We start from the raw sequence: 15,509 nt of genomic DNA, 5'->3' as shown, positions 1-15,509 counted from the left end.
ACCCGGTCGGAGCTGCATCCTGCGAGCTGGCTCATAGGAAGAAACGTATATTCAAAATATGGCTCGGATTTCTGCAATCTTCGCGACGATACTGCTCACCGGATGCTTCGCCACTGCACAACAGCCCACACCGCCAAACGATCCGGCGGCAGTTCCATCGCAGACAGCAGTGGAGTCGCCGGAAAAACCGTTGCCGGATGTCCGCAAGCTCCTGCTCGAAGCTGAGCGGAACCAGAAGACCGTCGAAGCCCAGCAGAAGGACTACACCTACCACGTGCATCAGGAGGAGCAGGAGCTCGACGGCAAGGGCAATGTAAAGAAAACAACTGTCCTTGATGCTGAGAGCCTGACCATCAATAGCGTTCGCGTGGATCGCATCGTAGGCCGCGACGGCAAGCCCCTAACCGACAACGAAAAGAAGAAAGAAGACGAGCGGATCAATAAGGAAGTTGCCAAGGACCGGGAACGCCGTGAAAAGGCAGAGGGTAAAGGACAGGAGACCAACTCGCGCGGCGATGCGGAGATTTCGGCCTCACGCGTTCTGGAGCTTGGCACTTTCTCGAATCCACGGCGGGAGATGCTCGACGGAAGGCCGACGATCGTTGTCGATTACGCCGGAGACCCAAACGCAAAGACACGCAACAGGGCTGAGGGTGTCATCCGCGACCTAGTAGGAACCGTCTGGATCGACGAGGCCGATCGAACCATGGTTCGAGGCGAAGGGCACTTCCTGAACGATTTCAAGATAGGCGGCGGACTCGTCGCGGACGTCCAAAAGGGATCGAACTTCAGTTTTCGGGCACAAAAGGTGAATGGGGAGGCCTGGCTGCCGATGCAGCTCGACGGTCGAGGCAAGATCCGCGTCCTCCTCTTCGCCGGCTTCAATGGACATATTCATGTGGTCACATCGGATTACCGCAAGTTCCGGGCTACTACGACCATCCTGGGAAGCAATGGCGTCATTGGGCCGGATGGTCAGCCGTTGCCTGCTGACCCCACCCCAGCACCAACGCCGGATCCGAGTACGGTGCCCAAGCCCTGAAATATGGCACAGCCTGTTGAAAACTTCAGCATTCGACTGCGATTTGGTCGAATGGGACCTTAAAAATGGTTTTTAAGGTCGTTAAATGGGAAAAGGGCAGCCTAAGCCGCCCTTAACCTCAAAAGTTGATGGGATTATTCTCCCGACACAACGACTATAAGCCGAAGCTTAGAGAGGTTGAACGTCGGAAGCCTGCCAGCCCTTAGGCCCCTTCACTACGTTGAATTGAACCGCCTGCCCCTCCTGCAGACTCTTGAATCCATTGGAGTTGATGGCCGAATAGTGCACGAACACATCCTCACCGTTCTGACGGCTGATGAAGCCGAAACCCTTGGCGTCGTTAAACCACTTCACTGTTCCCTGTTCCATATCTCGTAAATCCTTGTGTGATTGACTTTGACGCTGAATCCAAATGGGGCCTCGGCTGTGAATCTGATGCTGAAAGCCAATCTGTTTCAAACGATGGGGAAATGTTAGCACGACAAACAAAATTTCCACGTAAAAATTTCCGGAGGCACGTTTTTGCACCAAATCTAGTGCAATTGCGCCTCTGTAACGTGGTCGCGAACGATCTTTTCCGCCGCAACGAGCACCTCATCGAGCGTCATCGAGGTCGAATCGAGGATAACGGCGTCCTCTGCAGGCCTCAATGGAGACTCGGCCCGGGTGCGGTCGCGCTCGTCGCGTTCCTTGAGCTCGCGGACCATCGCTTCTTCGGTGGCCTTGGCCTGTTCGGTGAACTTCGTCTCTGCTGGACCGCTCTGGCGGTAACGGCGGTTGCCACGGACTTCGGGAGCGGCGTCGAGGAAGATCTTCACCTCCGCGTCAGGAAAGACGACCGTGCCGATGTCGCGGCCTTCCATCACCACGCCGCCACGCCGGCCCAGCAGACGCTGCTGATCGACCATCCAGGCGCGCAGCCGGGGATGCACGGAGACTCTGGAGGCTGCGGCTGTAACGTCAGGCTCGCGAACGCGACGCGAGACATCCACGCCATCCAACAGAACGCGGTTGCCTTCCAGCTGAGGCTCGAGGGCAATGCGCGTGTTTTCAGCCAGTTCGACCAGGGCGGCCTCGTCTGAGAAGTCGAGGTCGTTATCGATGGCCTTGAACGCGAGCGCACGATACATGGCCCCGGTTTCCAGGTTGAGGAAGCCAAAACGGCGCGCGAGGTGCGCAGCCATCGTGCTCTTCCCCGCGCCGGCGGGACCATCTATCGCAATGACTGGATGCTCGCGTGCCGGGATGACAGGCGGGATCGTGCCTTCGCTCATTGCTACTCCTCAGACTCCGGCTTACGCGCGGCAGGCTTGAAACCACCTGCACCCGCTGGACGCTTGCCGAAACCCGGCTTGCCGCCGAATGGAACTTTACCACTCCGGCTGTCCGGACGCTTGCTGAAGCCACCGGGCTTGCGGCCAAAGCCGCCTGTCTTGCGGGGAGGTCTGCTGTCACTACGCTCCGATTTCGCCTCGGGCCAAGGACGCACAGGGCGGCCGGCCAGATCCCCTTCTTTACGCGGGAAAGGACGCTTCGGGGTACGCGGTGTGCTGTCGCCGCCGCCGTCGTAGGCAGGACGCGCAGGACGCTCACCAGCTGACTCCTCGCGACGGACATAAGGACGCTTGGGAGCGAAGCCGCCGGGTTTGCTTGCGAAGCCACCGGGTTTGCTATCGCCACGGTCGAAGCGCGGCTTGGAGAACGGCCGGTCGCCTGTGGGACGAGGACGGAAGCTCGGCTTGAAAGCAGGCCGGGAAGCAGCGCCTTCGCCTTCTTCGCGGCGAACATACGGACGCTTCGGAGGACGCGGGGTGCTGTCGCTACCGCCGTAGGACGGGCGAGCTGGGCGCGACGGGCGCTCGCCAGCTGCATCATCACGACGGACGTAGGGACGCTTCGGGGCGAAGCCGCCGGGTTTGCTTGCGCCACGATCAAAGGATGGCTTGGAGTAGGGGCGGTCGCCTGTGGGGCGCGGCTTGAACGCCGCACGAGGAGCGTCGCCTTCGTCACGGCGGAAGGGCTTACGGTCGCCACCCTCGGGCTTGCGGAACTTTGCAAAGGAGTCGCGACCGGCAGGCTTATCGCCATAGGTGCGCTTCGGGCGGTCGCCTGATGCCGACTCTTCACGACGCACGTAAGGCTTACGCTCTCCGTCCTTCGCCGCGAAACGCGGCTTGGCGGCAAAGCCTTCACCGCTCTTGCGGAAGGCCGGTTTATCGCCGAAGCTCTTGCGTGCCGGGCCGCGGTCGGAGAAGCCTTCCCGCTTGGCAAAGCCTCCGGGAGCGGCGCCTTCACGGCGTACATAAGGACGTTTCGGAGCGGCGCTATCGCCCTCAGCACGCGGCTTGCGATCTTCTGTCCAGGGACGGGTAAAGCTTGGCTTGTCGCCTGCAGGGGAAGAAGCATCGCGGCGGAAGGGGCGGCGTTCGCGGTCGGGCTTGGCCCCGAAGCTGGGTTTTGCTCCGAAACTGGGCTTGGCTCCGAAGCTACGAGCGGGCTTGCCCTTGAAGTCACTGCGAGGCTTGCGGTCTGCGCTGGGCGTGAACCGCTTGATGCGGCCTTCGCCTTCGAGGCTGGCGGCAGCGGTTGCAGCTGCGGCAAGCTCCTCTTCGGTTGGCTCCGGCTTCTCGATGGCCGGGAACTCGGGCAGCGTGCCGGGGATATGCAGCAGCGACTTGCCTTCGAGCACGATAGTTTCAAGCTGCCGCGAGGAAGTAAGCGCGTGCAGCACCTCGCGAATGCGCGAGCGTGCGGCCAGCGGCGAGAGGAAGGTTTCGACCTCGTCCTCGGTGGCAAGCAACGATTGTGCGAGATAGAGCGAGATCAGCGCAGAGAGAGCCTTAGGCTGGCCGGCATTGATGCCCGCCTTGATGGCCTTGGTAAAGCGTCGCGTGGTGAGCTCCCAGAGCGTGGAGGCCTCGCCCTGCTGGGGCAGCGGAATCACGCGCAGCAGTGACCAAAGCTCGTTGAGGGTGCGCAGAATAGCGCCTTCGGTGACCTCGCGGCCAAGTTCCTGAGCAAGTTCGGCAGCCGTCAGGGCACCGCGCTCAGTGAGCACCTCATAGACGCGCAGACCAAGCGGAGAGACTTTGACTGCTCCAGAGGTCGAGGGTGGCAGCTTCCAGGCCTTGTCGCCGCGCATGGTGAAGATGTAGCTGAAGACCTGTGCCGAGACGACGAAGTCCGGAAGCTCACCCGGAATGCCGAGCAGGTTCAGCGGCAGCGCATTGCCTTCGGAGACGAGCCTTACGAGCAGAGACCGTGCGGCCTCAATCTGCGAGGGGGTCGGCCCAACGTTGGCCGAGCCGAGGGTGGCTTCGACAAAGGACGGGGCAGGCGTCGGCAGTTGCAGCGAACGCGGCGTAAACAGAACGAGGCCAGCCGTAGCCAGCCACTCACGTAAGGCATCCAGCGTGAGCAAAGGCTCACCGGTTTGATGCCATACTTTGGCGCGAGCAGCTGTAAGCTGCTCCGCGTTGAACTCAGGTGATGAACTCAAAAGACGTACCCCTTTGTGCTGGCGGCGAGACTACCGCACACAGCAGAGACCTCCGTCATGCGGAGGCCTAGACTACAGATCGAGAAAACCGATCGGGAAAACTGCGAAGCCGGAACATAAAATCGGCAGGAGCGGGCTAAACGCTACAGCTAAATCCGGCATGGGAAGCCTAGATACGCTGGAACGCCCGCTGAATGTCTTTTAAAGAATACCGCAAAGCGATGGGTCGGCCATGCGGACAGCTCGTTGGATGCTCAGTTTTTCCAAGTTCTGAGAGTAACCAGTCGATTTTGGCTGGCTCCAGGGGCATATTGACCTTGATGGCGGCGTGGCAGGCGATGGAAGCGGCGATACGGGTGCGCCGCGCCTCCTCGTTTTCGACCTGCTGCTCACGTTCGGTCACCGCGAGTACCTCTTCCAGCATCCGCTCCAACTCGCGGCCCTCAAGACCTACGGGCGTGGCTTTTACGGCCAGGGTGCGCGGGCCGAAGGGCTCGGCTTCAAAGCCATTGCGTTCCAGTTCCTCGGCGATGGCCGCAAAGATGACCATCTGTTCGGGCAGGAGTTCGATCAATACGGGCATCAGCAGGCGCTGCCGCTGCACCTGTTCGACCTTGCGCTCGCGAAGGATCTTCTCAAACAGCACGCGTTCGTGCGCCACATGCTGGTCGACGATCCACAAACCTTCTTCGTTAGTAGCAAGAATGAACGAATCGCGAAGCTGGCCAAGCGGCTTGAGAGATGCGAGCGAGTTCAGCGTCGGCTGTGGTTCGTCGATTGAGCCGAAGGAGGCTTCAATGCTCTGGCTCGTGGGCTCGTCGTAACCAATGGACATTCCCGCGCCTTCAAAGCTCAGACGGCCCGGCGACTGAGGAACGACGGGAGAACGTAGATCGAAGGAGGCGATATCGCCGGGCTCGACGGCAGATTCGCTTTCAGCGACCAAGCCCTGCATATCCCCGTTCGGCGTAAAGACGGGGTGATCGATTCCCGGCAGAGGGCTGACATCGACCATCAGGGATGAGGCTGCGGTGGGCACAGAGTTCAGTGCGGCGAAGAAGCTCGCGGCGGGGCGAGCGTTCATCAACGCCGTGCGCACGGAGTCGCGCACGAAGTCATGCACGAAGCTGCCCTGGCGGAAACGCACCTCCGTCTTGGCCGGGTGCACGTTTACGTCGACCTCCTGCGGCGGCATCTCGAGAAAGAGCAGGACTACAGGAAACGACGTCGGCGGAATGATATTGCGATAGGCCTCGGTAAAGGCGTGCAGAATGAGGCGGTCGCGGATCAGACGCCCGTTGGCGAAGACATAGATCGAATTGCGATTGAGCTTCTGCAGCTCCGGCTTGGAGACGAAGCCCGTGAGGCGAATAAACCCAGGCTCGGCGGGTTCATAGTCTTCGGCGCGTCTCCAGGGCGGAGGCTCGGGCAGGCCGGCTCGTGAAAAGTCCAGCTCCGCGGCGACGGGGATGAGGTGCTCGAAGGTCTCGCGACCGAAGATCTGAAACAGCCGTTCTCCGGAGTTGGCGACGGCGGGCGCTACCAGCAGCGCCTGCGTGGCAGAGTGCAGCTCAAAGTGTTTGCCGGGATGCGCGAGTGCGTAGTGCGTTACGAGCGCGGCGACGTGGCCGAGTTCGGTCTGCTCACTGCGCAGAAACTTGCGCCGCGCAGGCGTATTGAAGAATAGGTCGCGCACGGCGATGGTCGTTCCACTGGGCAGGCCTGCGTCTTCAACGCGCAGTAGATTGCCACCGGCGATCTCGAGCATGGTGCCTACAGCGTCTTCCGTGGCACGGGTTTCGAGGGTGACGCGCGCGACGGAGGCGATGGAGGGCAGGGCTTCTCCGCGAAAGCCGAGAGTAGCAATGGAGAGCAGGTCGTCGGATGAGCGGAGCTTGGAGGTGGCATGACGCTCGAAGGCGAGCAGTGCGTCGTCGCGGCCCATGCCATGGCCGTTGTCGACGATGCGAATGAGCTTGCGGCCACCGGCTTCGATCTCGACACGAATGCGGGTGGCACCGGCGTCGAGGGAGTTTTCGAGGAGTTCTTTGACTACAGATGCGGGGCGTTCGACGACTTCGCCGGCAGCGATTTGATTGGCGACCTGATCGGAAAGTACATGAATCCTGCCCATTGTTCGATTGTAGTCAGTCTGGCGGGGAAATCTTTAACGCAGGGGGCGCTGAGGTTTCGCGGAGGTCGCGGTGATCTTTCCGAAGCCTCGGGAATGAGGGGATCGTTGCTCTCTAGAGATTCCCCAGCAGACCGGCGTTTCCACAACTTTTTTCACGCTTTCGATGAGCGCATTGGCCTGGATACGCCAGCCAATGAATGTAATTGCCGAAAAGACGACTTTGCAGGAGTTTGAAGTGCTGAATCAGCAGACCCCGTCGTGGTCCAGTTTGGCATCTGATGTTTAGACCCCACAAGCTGAGGATTCAAGGAGATCGAACGATGAGCGGAATGAAACGCTGGACTGCTTTGCTGGTGACGGCGGCTGCGATGATGACTATGGGCGGGTGTAAGACCACGATTGTGAACAAGGATGTGCCAAAGCCGGACCATCATGACGATCATCACGACGACCGTAGGCCGCCGCCGCCGCCGCCGAATCGCCGCTAAGGGCGGGGGCGCGGAAGCGGCCAAGGTAAGGCGAAGTATGGCCTCAGCGAAGCGAGCGTATCGACTCCAGGCAGGCCCCACCTACACGATGGCGACCTGCTGGGGATTCTCAGGGGCATACTTGATTTTTACTTTGTCACCGACCCGTGGCACGGCAATGCGGGAGACCATGGTCTGGATATTGACATCGTAGGGCTCGCCGCTAGCGGGGCTGACAGTCATGTGGATCACGACCACGGGGTTATCGTAGACTGTGCCTCCTGTGTCCTGCACGGAGAGGATATCGGCAGTACCATCAAGTCCGGTCTGAATCAGTTTCAGTCGCTCCTGGTGTCCGGCCAGAGCATTCTGTCCCATATCCATAGCACCGTTTATTCTGTTGACAAAATCTTTACCCATAAAAGTCTTGGTCAGGAAACCTGACACTCCTGAGTTCAGAGACTTCTTGTGATCCTCGATTGCACCCACGGGATCCGTTTGCGCCTTGTTCCGTGACTCTTCGATTTTCTTACGGATGCCAAACATGTTTGTGATTCCTTTCCGGTGATCCTTGTAGGATGTTGACCGCTAACCATCGGTTGCCGGGAAGGGCTTGGTACCGTTCGAGACAGCGGCTCGCGAATGGGCCTATGCACGACGCTATGAAAACTCAGCAGAACCATCCGCCTGCCTCAAACCTTGGACCCACCTGTACAACTGGCATCGTCCCCATGCTAGCCTCAACCAAGCTCCTCCCATCAGCCGTTCTGGTCTTGATGTCAACAACCTGTTGAGACACCACAGCTAGAGCCGCGTTGCGATGTAAGCATTTACGGCACGGGTAAACGCGTGCCCTTAACGAAACCTGACTTTTTCAGCACCCCTTAAGTTCCAGGGTCTAGAGCTTTTGTCCAAATCGCTTCTCCATGGAGTTGCGATAGGTTCTGCTGACGCGGGAGTGGGAACCGTCCTTCAGCAAGACCTCAAATTCCCCATGAGAGAGCGGCTCCAACTGCACAATGCTTTCGATGTTGACGATGACCGAGCGATGTATGCGAAGAAAACGAATCGGGTCGAGACTCTGCGCCAACTCCGTCAACGAGGCCCGGTAGAGAAATTCTTTCCCCGAGGTGTGGAGGGTGACATAGACTCCCGCGGCTTCGATCCATTCGATGTCTTTCACCCGAACGAACCTTGTGATCCCATCGACCTTGACGGCGAGCCGGTCCAAATACCGGGTTTCTGTTGATTGCATCGCGATCACTCGCGCTACGCTTTGGCCGAACTCCCGAAGATGGAGGTCGTCTCTCCGTCTCTTGACCCGCGTCAGCATCGTCTCGAAACGCTCATCGCTGAATGGCTTGAGGAGGTAATCCAACGCATTGGCTTCGAAGGCGCGAATAGCGTGCTGGTCGTATGCAGTGACAAAGACCGTGAGCGGCATGTTCTCCGGGCCAACAGCTTCGATCACCTCCAGGCCATTCAGCTCAGGCATCTGCACATCCAGTAGCACCAGGTTGGGCTTTTCACTGAGGATCATTCGCACGGCTGTCTCCCCATCGCCTGCTTCGTGCAGGGAACGCACTTCCGCATCTTGATTCAATAAGTCGGAGATGCGCTGGCGCGCAGGAGCCTCGTCATCCACGATGAGTGCACGAATGCCATCAGCTTGTAAGGCCGTCATCTGCTTCCTTTCGTAGGTGCAGCGGAAATGAAAGGTACACCTCTGTTCCACCTTCACTTCTCCGCCGGACATCGAATTGGCTCGTATCGCCGGGATACAACCCGGCGATTCGCTCTCGTGTCACAGAGAGGCCAACGCCCTTGTGATCTTCGAACGACCATCCTGAGGGTAATCCCACGCCATCGTCGAGCACCTGGATGACGAGCCTCTCCTGGATGCGTTGAGCGTTCAAAATAATGGAGCCGCCCCGAGCTCTTTTGGAGATGCCATGGCGGATGGCATTTTCCACCAATGGCTGGATGAACAGACTGGGGACCAGAGCATCTTTCACGTCTGGCGCGATTCTCATCTCGATTTTCAAGGCATCGCCGAAGCGGATCTTCTGTATGGCCAGATAGTGGTCGAGGAAGGCCAGTTCTTCGGCAAGCGATATCTCGTGAACTCCCTGTGAGCTTAGAGAAAGGCGAAGTAAATCGCCGAGATGTTCGATCATTTTTCTCGCGAGTTTTGGTTCGCGTTCGACCTGGGACGAGACGGTGTTGAGGGCATTGAAGAGGAAGTGCGGATCTAATTGCATGCGCAATGCGTTGAGGCGAGCCTCGGAGAAGTTTCTCTGCAGCCGCTCCATCTGCAGCTCAGCCGAGACGTAGCGCTGGTGGTACAGGTAGGCCTCCCACACGCCAACGATGAGGCAGTACACGAGCATGCTCCAGAACATTTCTTGAATAGCTTTTGTGATGACTGATGTTCCGAACAGTCTCGACCATGCACCTATGCCGAACAGGGCCTTCAAAGCGGTCTCGACGTAGCCATACACCACGGTCACGAAGGGTCCCAGAAAAAGATGCGCGATGAGACGCGGTACGATACGTTGCGCTGAAAAGGGAAGGATATGGTCCAGTGCCAGGATGCCTGGAACTAAAATTCCCCAGGACCACCATTGAACCAACGCCGAGATAAGAACCTTGTGCAGGTTGTTGTTCTGTCCCAGTTGAGGCAACGCAAAGACCAGCGCAATGGTCGTCCAAAAGACCACGGAGAGGACCGAACCTCTGAGAAGGCGTTTCATCATTGCTCTAGCCATTCTGACAGACACGTTCGTCAGCGTGGCCGTCCTCGGCGGTGGAAGGGCTGTTGAGAGAGTGCAGGTTCTCGTTGTGCATTGTTGCGCATCCGTCTCGTTCCATCACTATACCGATCTGCAATGGCCAGGACCGCTTCAGAACATATCGTCCAGCTGCGTGGTGAATATGCGTAGATTCACGTTAGACATTTCTGCTCTCACATCCCAATGTGACCTTTGCAGCCATCCTCTTCAAGGAGATAACACATGAAGCGTTTCATCAGCAGCCTCCTCTTTACTCTCACAATTCTGATCGGTACCGCGAGCTTCGCTCAGAGCCCAAACACTACTGAAAGCAACAAAAATCTCGCTGCCAGCACTGCTTCGGATACTGTCGACGTTCAGCATGTGATCGACGCCTACCACGAAGCCGTTCTGCATCACGACGGATCTCGGCTGGCGAGCCTATTCATTCCCCAAGGCAGTATGTGGCTCAACGTGCTTTCCGATGACGCTTACGCCCGTGCTAAAGCGAAATCACCGGATGCGGTGAAGATTCGTGTGGGAAGCTACACCGATTTCGCAAAGGTGGTTTCGACCTCAAAGGCCAACTTCAATCCGACGCACACCCATCTGCAGGAAAACAGCGACGGAACGATTGCGTCGGTGTACTTCGACTTCGTATTCCTAGTTGACGGAAAAGAACAAAATCGCGGCAGCGAGACCTGGGTCCTGGTTAAAGGAGCCGCCGGTTGGAGGATAGCCGCCATCACCTACTCGTCAAATCCACACATGTCATAAGCATTTGAGAGCGGCAAATTGAACACCGCACAACAAAAGGAAAATAATGCATAAGCTCCAACTGGGCCTACTCGTACTAACATTTTGCCTCTCGCTGCCTAACTCCCTCAGCGCGATGGAGCCTGAGGCTAGAACAAGCCAGGTAATCTCGATGACCTCAAGTCACTGGCATCCTGTCAGTGATAAGCCTGACGTGCAATATGTGATGCAGGAAGGTTTCCCCGACGGGATCATCGTTCTGAAATCAGGGGATCTCGCTCTCAACGAACTGTCCTTTCGTGACGGAACGATTGAGTTCGATATGAAACCGCTGGCTGAGGACATACCGGGCATACGTTTCCGGCAGCGTGACCCTCAGAACGGCGAGGAGTTTTACATTCGTAGTCTTCCAGACTGCAGGGCCGAGAACGACTGCATTCAGTACAGCCCAGTGATCAACGGCTTTATGCTGTGGAACGTCTACCCCGAGTACCAGAAGCGGGCTCCTGTCTTCGCGGACGGCTGGAATCACGTGCGGCTTGTGGTTTCGGGCAAACGAATGAACGTCTTCATCAACGACTCCGTGCAACCTACGCTCGCAGTCGATGAACTCCTCGGAGATACCCAGCAGGGTGGGTTGGAACTGCACGGCCCCGCGGCGTTCGCCAATCTTGTGGTCTCGCCGAGCAAGACGGACGGCTTGTCCCCAGTTCCTCTTCCCGACAGCCTGGGAAATGCGGCTGGAATCGTTCATGCGTGGGAACTGGGACCCTTGACACCTTTGCACTATGGATCGAATCCCGCGTACGCGGAGGGACCCCAAGATCCGAAGATGTGGAAGCCCATCCGGTCCGAACGATTTGGAGTCGTGAATCTCAACCGGCAGTACAGCGCTTCTAAGGAACCGTCGACCCTGACTTGGCTTAGAACGTATGTTGATTCTGACCGGGATCAGACGAAGCAGGTATCGCTGGGTTGGATCGGCGAAGCGTGGGTTTTTGCGAATGGGTCTTTGATAAGCACCAGGAAAAATTTCTATGATCCAGTATCCGAGCGGCAACGTCCTGATGGCCGTCTCTCCTTGGAAAATAGCTCAATTCCAATTCCATTGCATCGCGGCCGCAACGAAATCATGATCGCTCTGTATAGCTCGATCCACGACGACGACAAACACTCTCGAACGCCTTACGGCTGGGGTTTGGCCATGCGCTATGACGACATGCAGGGTCTAGTACTCCAACGCTAGAGCCTGTTAGAGGCTTTGCGCCTAGCTAACGGCCACCATGAGTTCAGCCGCCGCAAGGTCTGCGCTCGCACGCGCCCACGATGTCGCAGAAACCCATCCAAGGAATAGCACGATGGCTCCGCACCCCGTCATGATCCACCAGATCGGGTGTGTGGCCAGCGTGAAGCTGGATCCTCTAGTACGGCTCGCGGTCACTACCGTTCCCGCGATCGCTACACCCATAGCTGCTCCCACCTGTCTGCTGGTCGAAGCGATCGCCGCAGCCACGCCCGCCTGCGCCAGAGGCATTCCCGCAACCGCACTGTTGGAGATTGCCGGATTCACCATTCCCAGCCCCAGTCCGAACGAAGCATAAGCCACCAGCAGCACAGCCACAGGAGTCGCCGGGGTGAGCTGTGTCATCAGCAACGTGCTTAGTAAAAAGAATGTGCCCGCAGCGTAGAGCGATGGCCGTGCCCCATACCGTCCGACGAGTCTCCCACTCCACGGAGAACTCGCCATCATCGACAGCGCCAGCGGCAGCGTAGATAACCCCGTATGGAATGCTGAGAATCCACGCACCTGCTGCAGATACAGCGCGTTCAAAAACAAGAAGGCCGAGAACGACGAGAATACACACACACCAAGAAGCGTAGCGCTGCTGAACGGTACGCTGCGAAAGAACCGCAGGTTTACAAGCGGCTCTCTGCACCGCGGCTCGTAGAGCAGGAAGCCGACAAACGACGCTCCGGCCGCGGCGAACAGCGCGCAGATCAGAGAGGAACTCCAACCTGAGTGAGGTCCTTCAATGACCGCATATGTCAACGTCGTCAGACCCACGAACACCAACCCTTGTCCCACCGGATCGAACGCCCGCGCCCGCGCCGCCTTCGACTCCGGCACATACACCGCCGCGAGGATAACGGTGATTACACCAATCGGCGCGTTGATCCAGAAGATCGAACGCCAGCCTATAGCTTGTGTCAAAGCTCCGCCCAGCAGAGGCCCCAGCGCCAACGCCAACCCGGCCACAGCGCCCCACACGCCCACCGCCTGCGCACGCGCACGCGCCCTGGGTTCCGTAAAAACATTCGCAACGATCGAGAGCGCGACTGGATTGAGCATGGACGCACCCAGTCCCTGCAGCGCACGATACGCAATCAGTTGATCGATATTGTGTGCCAGGCTGCAAAGTAGCGAGCCTGCGATGAACAGGGTCAGCCCAATCTGAAACACACGTCTGCGCCCGAACCGGTCGGACATCGAGCCCGACAGCATCAGCAAACTCGCGACGACCAGGGTATACGCGTCAATAATCCACTGCAGTCCCGAAAGACTCGCATGCAGATCATGCTGAATGGCTGGCAACGCCACGTTGACGATGGTTACATCCATGGCCACGAGCAGCACGCTCATGCAACATATCCCGAGCACGAGATTGCGCCGCACAGGGCCGCCGGCGAGTGCAACTTCAGGCGAGCGCATCGATGATCTCCTGGCTGGTGCTGACTCGCCCGATCATTGGAAAGATCTTCTCCATCGCAAATGTATGCGCCTCAGCTTCAAGCGTGGTGCACGCATCTTCCGCGATCACCACATGAAAGCCCACTGCCACCGCGTGCCGCGCTGTAGACTCCACGCCAAAGTTGGTGGCCACGCCGCCCAGAACGATCGTTGTTACACCTAACTTCTTCAACGTGTCCTCCAGTTCTGTCTGGCCGAACGCGCTCCAGTGGCGCTTCGTGATGAGCAGATCACTCTCCTGAAACCCAGCTGCAGGCACCAGCTCAGAGGCGATCGCGGGCAACGGTGGAGCGGACGGGTCTCTGTGCGAGCGGTCCACGATGAGCGGCAGCAAGTTATTCATATCTACCCGCACATAGACAACCTTCGCGTGCTTCTCGCGGAAGGCCGCGGCCATCCTGCTGGAGGCTTTTACGATCGCATCGGCGGAATGGGGCTGGAGTGGCATGCCCAGAATACCGTGCTGCAGATCGATCAGGACAAGGGCTGTGGTCTTCGAATCAAGGGCAACGGCCATCGTATTTCTCTCTTTCGTAAAGTTGAGGGTTCCCTCAACTTCCATTTCCTCTTAATATACGAGGGTGCCCTCAACTTCTGCAACTCCAAGACGCCGTCCGCAACAAAACCGGGCGGAGGTCCGCCGGGCCAGCTTCCTTAAAGCCGCTGAGGAGCTCTTTGGCACCGTCGGCTACGAGGCTGCTACGATGACCGCCATCGCCGAGCAGGCGCAGGCCTCCATCGGCACGCTCTATGACTATTTCCCGGATAAGCCGGCCCTTGCGCTAGTGCTCATCACGCAGTACGTCCATGAGGCGGAGGAGCATTGGGCGAAGCTCCTGCAACTTCCTCCCGCGCGCGGCAAAGCCACTATTGCAGACACCTTTATTGAAGGCATCCTGGAGTTCGTGCGCGAGCGACCTGCCTATCTGACGCTGGGCGGTGCGCCGCTTGCCTATGCGCGCACCAAAGCCGCGCGCGAGCCTCTGCGCAGGACCATCGCCGCCGCACTTCAGAATCTGAAGCCCAGCCTGCCCGCAGAGCAGGCTTTTCTCAACGCCCAGGTGATCGTCGAAATCATCAAAGGCCTGCTCGCCGTCTACCGCCTGGCGACACCTAAAGAGCGGGAATCCGTAGTCACCGAGTTTAAGAAAGTCATGCGGCTGTATCTCACCGATGCCCTCGCCTAGGCGAGAGATCAGAAAACAGAGATGAGAGATCAGGAGATGTGTTGCTAGGGTTTGATTGTCTTGACTTGAGCGATTTCATTGTTGCAAATAGCATCTTGCTGATCTCTTCGCAGAAACCATCACTCCGATCCAGCTGTGCGGGTTCGCCCAGTTGCAGTTCCCTGGCGAGAAGCAATTGAGCTTGCACTTCGAATGTCGATCCACGAGCGATGGAGAGGAAATGAAGTAGTTGCGGAACACTCCCACGGCCATGCCCTTCCGCGATATTGCTGGAGATCGACACACAAGCTCGACGCATTTGGCTCGTCAAGCCGTAAATCTCCTCCCGCGGGAAAGTGCGGGTCAGTTCATAGACCGCCACGCACAACTGCATGGATCTTTGCCAGACAATCAAATCACGAAAAGATTTAACGGCCCACGGTCCAGTGGCGTCCTGATCTCTCATCTCTATTTCTGTTCTTTCGTCTCTGATCTCTGTTTTCTGTTCACTCCGACTTATCGGTCGCCGACTAGGTGCAACCGCATAAAGTTGGTCGCGCCGGTCTTCGTGGCAGTACCTGCAACAATTCCTACTACTTGTCTCGGCTTCACGTACCCGGCACTTTCGAGGATGTCTTCGGCCATGTTCACGAGCTTGTCGGTGCCGACGAACCGTTCGCACTGGATGGGGAACGTGCCCCACAGCAGCATCGCCCTGCGCACAACGTGCTCAAAGGGTGAGAGCGCATAGATAGGCGCATCGGGACGGTATTTGGAGAGCAGTCTTGCGGTGTTGCCGCTTTCGGTGAAGATGGCAATCGCGGCCAGGTCGAGGTCCTGCGCGGAGTGGGCCATACACTCGCAGATGGTTTCGGGGACCGTCAACGACTTGCGGGTGTGACGCAGGACGGCCAGCTGCGGCTCC

General features: G+C 58.2%; 17 protein-coding genes. 6 read left to right on the top strand and 11 right to left on the bottom strand.

The features are described 5' to 3' along the window. Positions 1-58 precede the first annotated feature (58 nt). A complete protein-coding gene (locus GSQ91_RS12470) occupies positions 59-1,042 on the top strand; it encodes a hypothetical protein (RefSeq protein ID WP_158821862.1) in 984 nt (327 codons plus the stop codon). A gap of 168 nt (positions 1,043-1,210) precedes the next feature. Here GSQ91_RS12470 and GSQ91_RS12465 read toward each other — a convergent pair whose 3' ends face one another. The 4 genes from GSQ91_RS12465 to mutL all read right to left on the bottom strand — a co-directional run bounded on the left by GSQ91_RS12465 (position 1,211) and on the right by mutL (position 6,675). After that, positions 1,211-1,411 (bottom strand): cold-shock protein, encoded by a 201-nt coding sequence (locus GSQ91_RS12465; RefSeq protein WP_013581125.1) that lies wholly within the window; start codon positions 1,409-1,411, stop codon positions 1,211-1,213. Between the two features lie 164 nt (positions 1,412-1,575). Continuing rightward, a complete protein-coding gene (cmk, locus tag GSQ91_RS12460) occupies positions 1,576-2,316 on the bottom strand; it encodes a (d)CMP kinase (protein ID WP_158821861.1) in 741 nt (246 codons plus the stop codon). Positions 2,317-2,318: 2 nt separating this feature from the next. Further along, positions 2,319-4,541, bottom strand: a complete 2,223-nt coding sequence (locus tag GSQ91_RS12455) for a hypothetical protein (protein ID WP_158821860.1) — start codon at positions 4,539-4,541, stop codon at positions 2,319-2,321. A gap of 169 nt (positions 4,542-4,710) precedes the next feature. Beyond that, the gene (mutL, locus tag GSQ91_RS12450; RefSeq protein ID WP_158821859.1) at positions 4,711-6,675 is read right to left on the bottom strand and encodes a DNA mismatch repair endonuclease MutL; all 1,965 of its coding nucleotides are present in this window, start codon (positions 6,673-6,675) and stop codon (positions 4,711-4,713) included. A gap of 320 nt (positions 6,676-6,995) precedes the next feature. On the opposite strand from mutL, the gene GSQ91_RS12445 reads away from it, so the two are divergent. After that, entirely contained in the window at positions 6,996-7,163 is a 168-nt protein-coding gene (locus tag GSQ91_RS12445) for a hypothetical protein (protein ID WP_158821858.1), read from the top strand. Between the two features lie 81 nt (positions 7,164-7,244). Here the strand turns inward: GSQ91_RS12445 and GSQ91_RS12440 are convergent, their stop codons facing one another. Continuing rightward, complete coding sequence (locus GSQ91_RS12440; protein WP_158821857.1) at positions 7,245-7,688, bottom strand: hypothetical protein; 444 nt, start codon at positions 7,686-7,688, stop codon at positions 7,245-7,247. A gap of 67 nt (positions 7,689-7,755) precedes the next feature. On the opposite strand from GSQ91_RS12440, the gene GSQ91_RS12435 reads away from it, so the two are divergent. Next, positions 7,756-7,950 (top strand): integrase core domain-containing protein, encoded by a 195-nt coding sequence (locus GSQ91_RS12435; RefSeq protein WP_158821856.1) that lies wholly within the window; start codon positions 7,756-7,758, stop codon positions 7,948-7,950. A 90-nt stretch (positions 7,951-8,040) separates the two neighbouring features. Here GSQ91_RS12435 and GSQ91_RS12430 read toward each other — a convergent pair whose 3' ends face one another. Then, the gene (locus GSQ91_RS12430; protein WP_158821855.1) at positions 8,041-8,826 is read right to left on the bottom strand and encodes a LytTR family DNA-binding domain-containing protein; all 786 of its coding nucleotides are present in this window, start codon (positions 8,824-8,826) and stop codon (positions 8,041-8,043) included. Next, a complete protein-coding gene (locus GSQ91_RS12425) occupies positions 8,807-9,898 on the bottom strand; it encodes a sensor histidine kinase (RefSeq protein ID WP_158821854.1) in 1,092 nt (363 codons plus the stop codon). The genes GSQ91_RS12430 and GSQ91_RS12425 overlap by 20 nt, the downstream gene beginning before the upstream one ends. A 258-nt stretch (positions 9,899-10,156) precedes the next feature. On the opposite strand from GSQ91_RS12425, the gene GSQ91_RS12420 reads away from it, so the two are divergent. Together GSQ91_RS12420 and GSQ91_RS12415 are read left to right on the top strand one after the other, a co-directional pair. Next, the gene (locus GSQ91_RS12420) at positions 10,157-10,690 is read left to right on the top strand and encodes a nuclear transport factor 2 family protein (RefSeq protein WP_158821853.1); all 534 of its coding nucleotides are present in this window, start codon (positions 10,157-10,159) and stop codon (positions 10,688-10,690) included. Between the two features lie 46 nt (positions 10,691-10,736). After that, positions 10,737-11,915 carry a hypothetical protein gene (locus GSQ91_RS12415; RefSeq protein ID WP_158821852.1) on the top strand — a complete coding sequence of 393 codons (1,179 nt, stop codon included), beginning with the start codon at positions 10,737-10,739 and terminating at the stop codon, positions 11,913-11,915. A 21-nt stretch (positions 11,916-11,936) separates the two neighbouring features. Here the strand turns inward: GSQ91_RS12415 and GSQ91_RS12410 are convergent, their stop codons facing one another. After that, on the bottom strand, positions 11,937-13,379 hold the full coding sequence (locus GSQ91_RS12410; RefSeq protein WP_158821851.1) for an MFS transporter: 1,443 nt from the start codon (positions 13,377-13,379) through the stop codon (positions 11,937-11,939). Then, the gene (locus GSQ91_RS12405; RefSeq protein ID WP_158821850.1) at positions 13,366-13,935 is read right to left on the bottom strand and encodes an isochorismatase family protein; all 570 of its coding nucleotides are present in this window, start codon (positions 13,933-13,935) and stop codon (positions 13,366-13,368) included. The genes GSQ91_RS12410 and GSQ91_RS12405 overlap by 14 nt, the downstream gene beginning before the upstream one ends. A 64-nt stretch (positions 13,936-13,999) precedes the next feature. Here GSQ91_RS12405 and GSQ91_RS12400 point away from each other — a divergent pair, with 64 nt between their 5' ends. Next, positions 14,000-14,605, top strand: a complete 606-nt coding sequence (locus GSQ91_RS12400) for a TetR/AcrR family transcriptional regulator (RefSeq protein ID WP_158821849.1) — start codon at positions 14,000-14,002, stop codon at positions 14,603-14,605. Here the strand turns inward: GSQ91_RS12400 and GSQ91_RS12395 are convergent. Together GSQ91_RS12395 and GSQ91_RS12390 are read right to left on the bottom strand one after the other, a co-directional pair. Next, positions 14,586-15,050 carry a four helix bundle protein gene (locus GSQ91_RS12395; RefSeq protein WP_158821848.1) on the bottom strand — a complete coding sequence of 155 codons (465 nt, stop codon included), beginning with the start codon at positions 15,048-15,050 and terminating at the stop codon, positions 14,586-14,588. The genes GSQ91_RS12400 and GSQ91_RS12395 overlap by 20 nt on opposite strands. A 50-nt stretch (positions 15,051-15,100) precedes the next feature. After that, positions 15,101-15,509, bottom strand: a 409-nt coding sequence (locus tag GSQ91_RS12390) for a pyruvate kinase alpha/beta domain-containing protein (protein WP_305794275.1), incomplete at its 5' end; no start/stop codon positions are given.

The organism is Granulicella sp. S156, assembly GCF_009766105.1.
GTDB lineage: Bacteria > Acidobacteriota > Terriglobia > Terriglobales > Acidobacteriaceae > Granulicella.
The sequence above is the reverse complement of the archived record's forward strand: the minus strand, read 5'-3'. Positions and strand labels throughout refer to the sequence as shown.

Bases quoted from the DNA above. Each gene is read 5' to 3' on its own strand.
- GSQ91_RS12470 (WP_158821862.1), top strand. From the start codon at position 59: ATGGCTCGGATTTCTGCAATCTTCGCGACGATACTGCTCACCGGATGC.
- GSQ91_RS12465 (WP_013581125.1), bottom strand. From the start codon at position 1,411: ATGGAACAGGGAACAGTGAAGTGGTTTAACGACGCCAAGGGTTTCGGC.
- cmk (WP_158821861.1), bottom strand. From the start codon at position 2,316: ATGAGCGAAGGCACGATCCCGCCTGTCATCCCGGCACGCGAGCATCCA.
- mutL (WP_158821859.1), bottom strand. From the start codon at position 6,675: ATGGGCAGGATTCATGTACTTTCCGATCAGGTCGCCAATCAAATCGCT.
- GSQ91_RS12445 (WP_158821858.1), top strand. From the start codon at position 6,996: ATGAGCGGAATGAAACGCTGGACTGCTTTGCTGGTGACGGCGGCTGCG.
- GSQ91_RS12440 (WP_158821857.1), bottom strand. From the start codon at position 7,688: ATGTTTGGCATCCGTAAGAAAATCGAAGAGTCACGGAACAAGGCGCAA.
- GSQ91_RS12430 (WP_158821855.1), bottom strand. From the start codon at position 8,826: ATGACGGCCTTACAAGCTGATGGCATTCGTGCACTCATCGTGGATGAC.
- GSQ91_RS12425 (WP_158821854.1), bottom strand. From the start codon at position 9,898: ATGATGAAACGCCTTCTCAGAGGTTCGGTCCTCTCCGTGGTCTTTTGG.
- GSQ91_RS12420 (WP_158821853.1), top strand. From the start codon at position 10,157: ATGAAGCGTTTCATCAGCAGCCTCCTCTTTACTCTCACAATTCTGATC.
- GSQ91_RS12415 (WP_158821852.1), top strand. From the start codon at position 10,737: ATGCATAAGCTCCAACTGGGCCTACTCGTACTAACATTTTGCCTCTCG.
- GSQ91_RS12410 (WP_158821851.1), bottom strand. From the start codon at position 13,379: ATGCGCTCGCCTGAAGTTGCACTCGCCGGCGGCCCTGTGCGGCGCAAT.
- GSQ91_RS12405 (WP_158821850.1), bottom strand. From the start codon at position 13,935: ATGGCCGTTGCCCTTGATTCGAAGACCACAGCCCTTGTCCTGATCGAT.
- GSQ91_RS12395 (WP_158821848.1), bottom strand. From the start codon at position 15,050: ATGAGAGATCAGGACGCCACTGGACCGTGGGCCGTTAAATCTTTTCGT.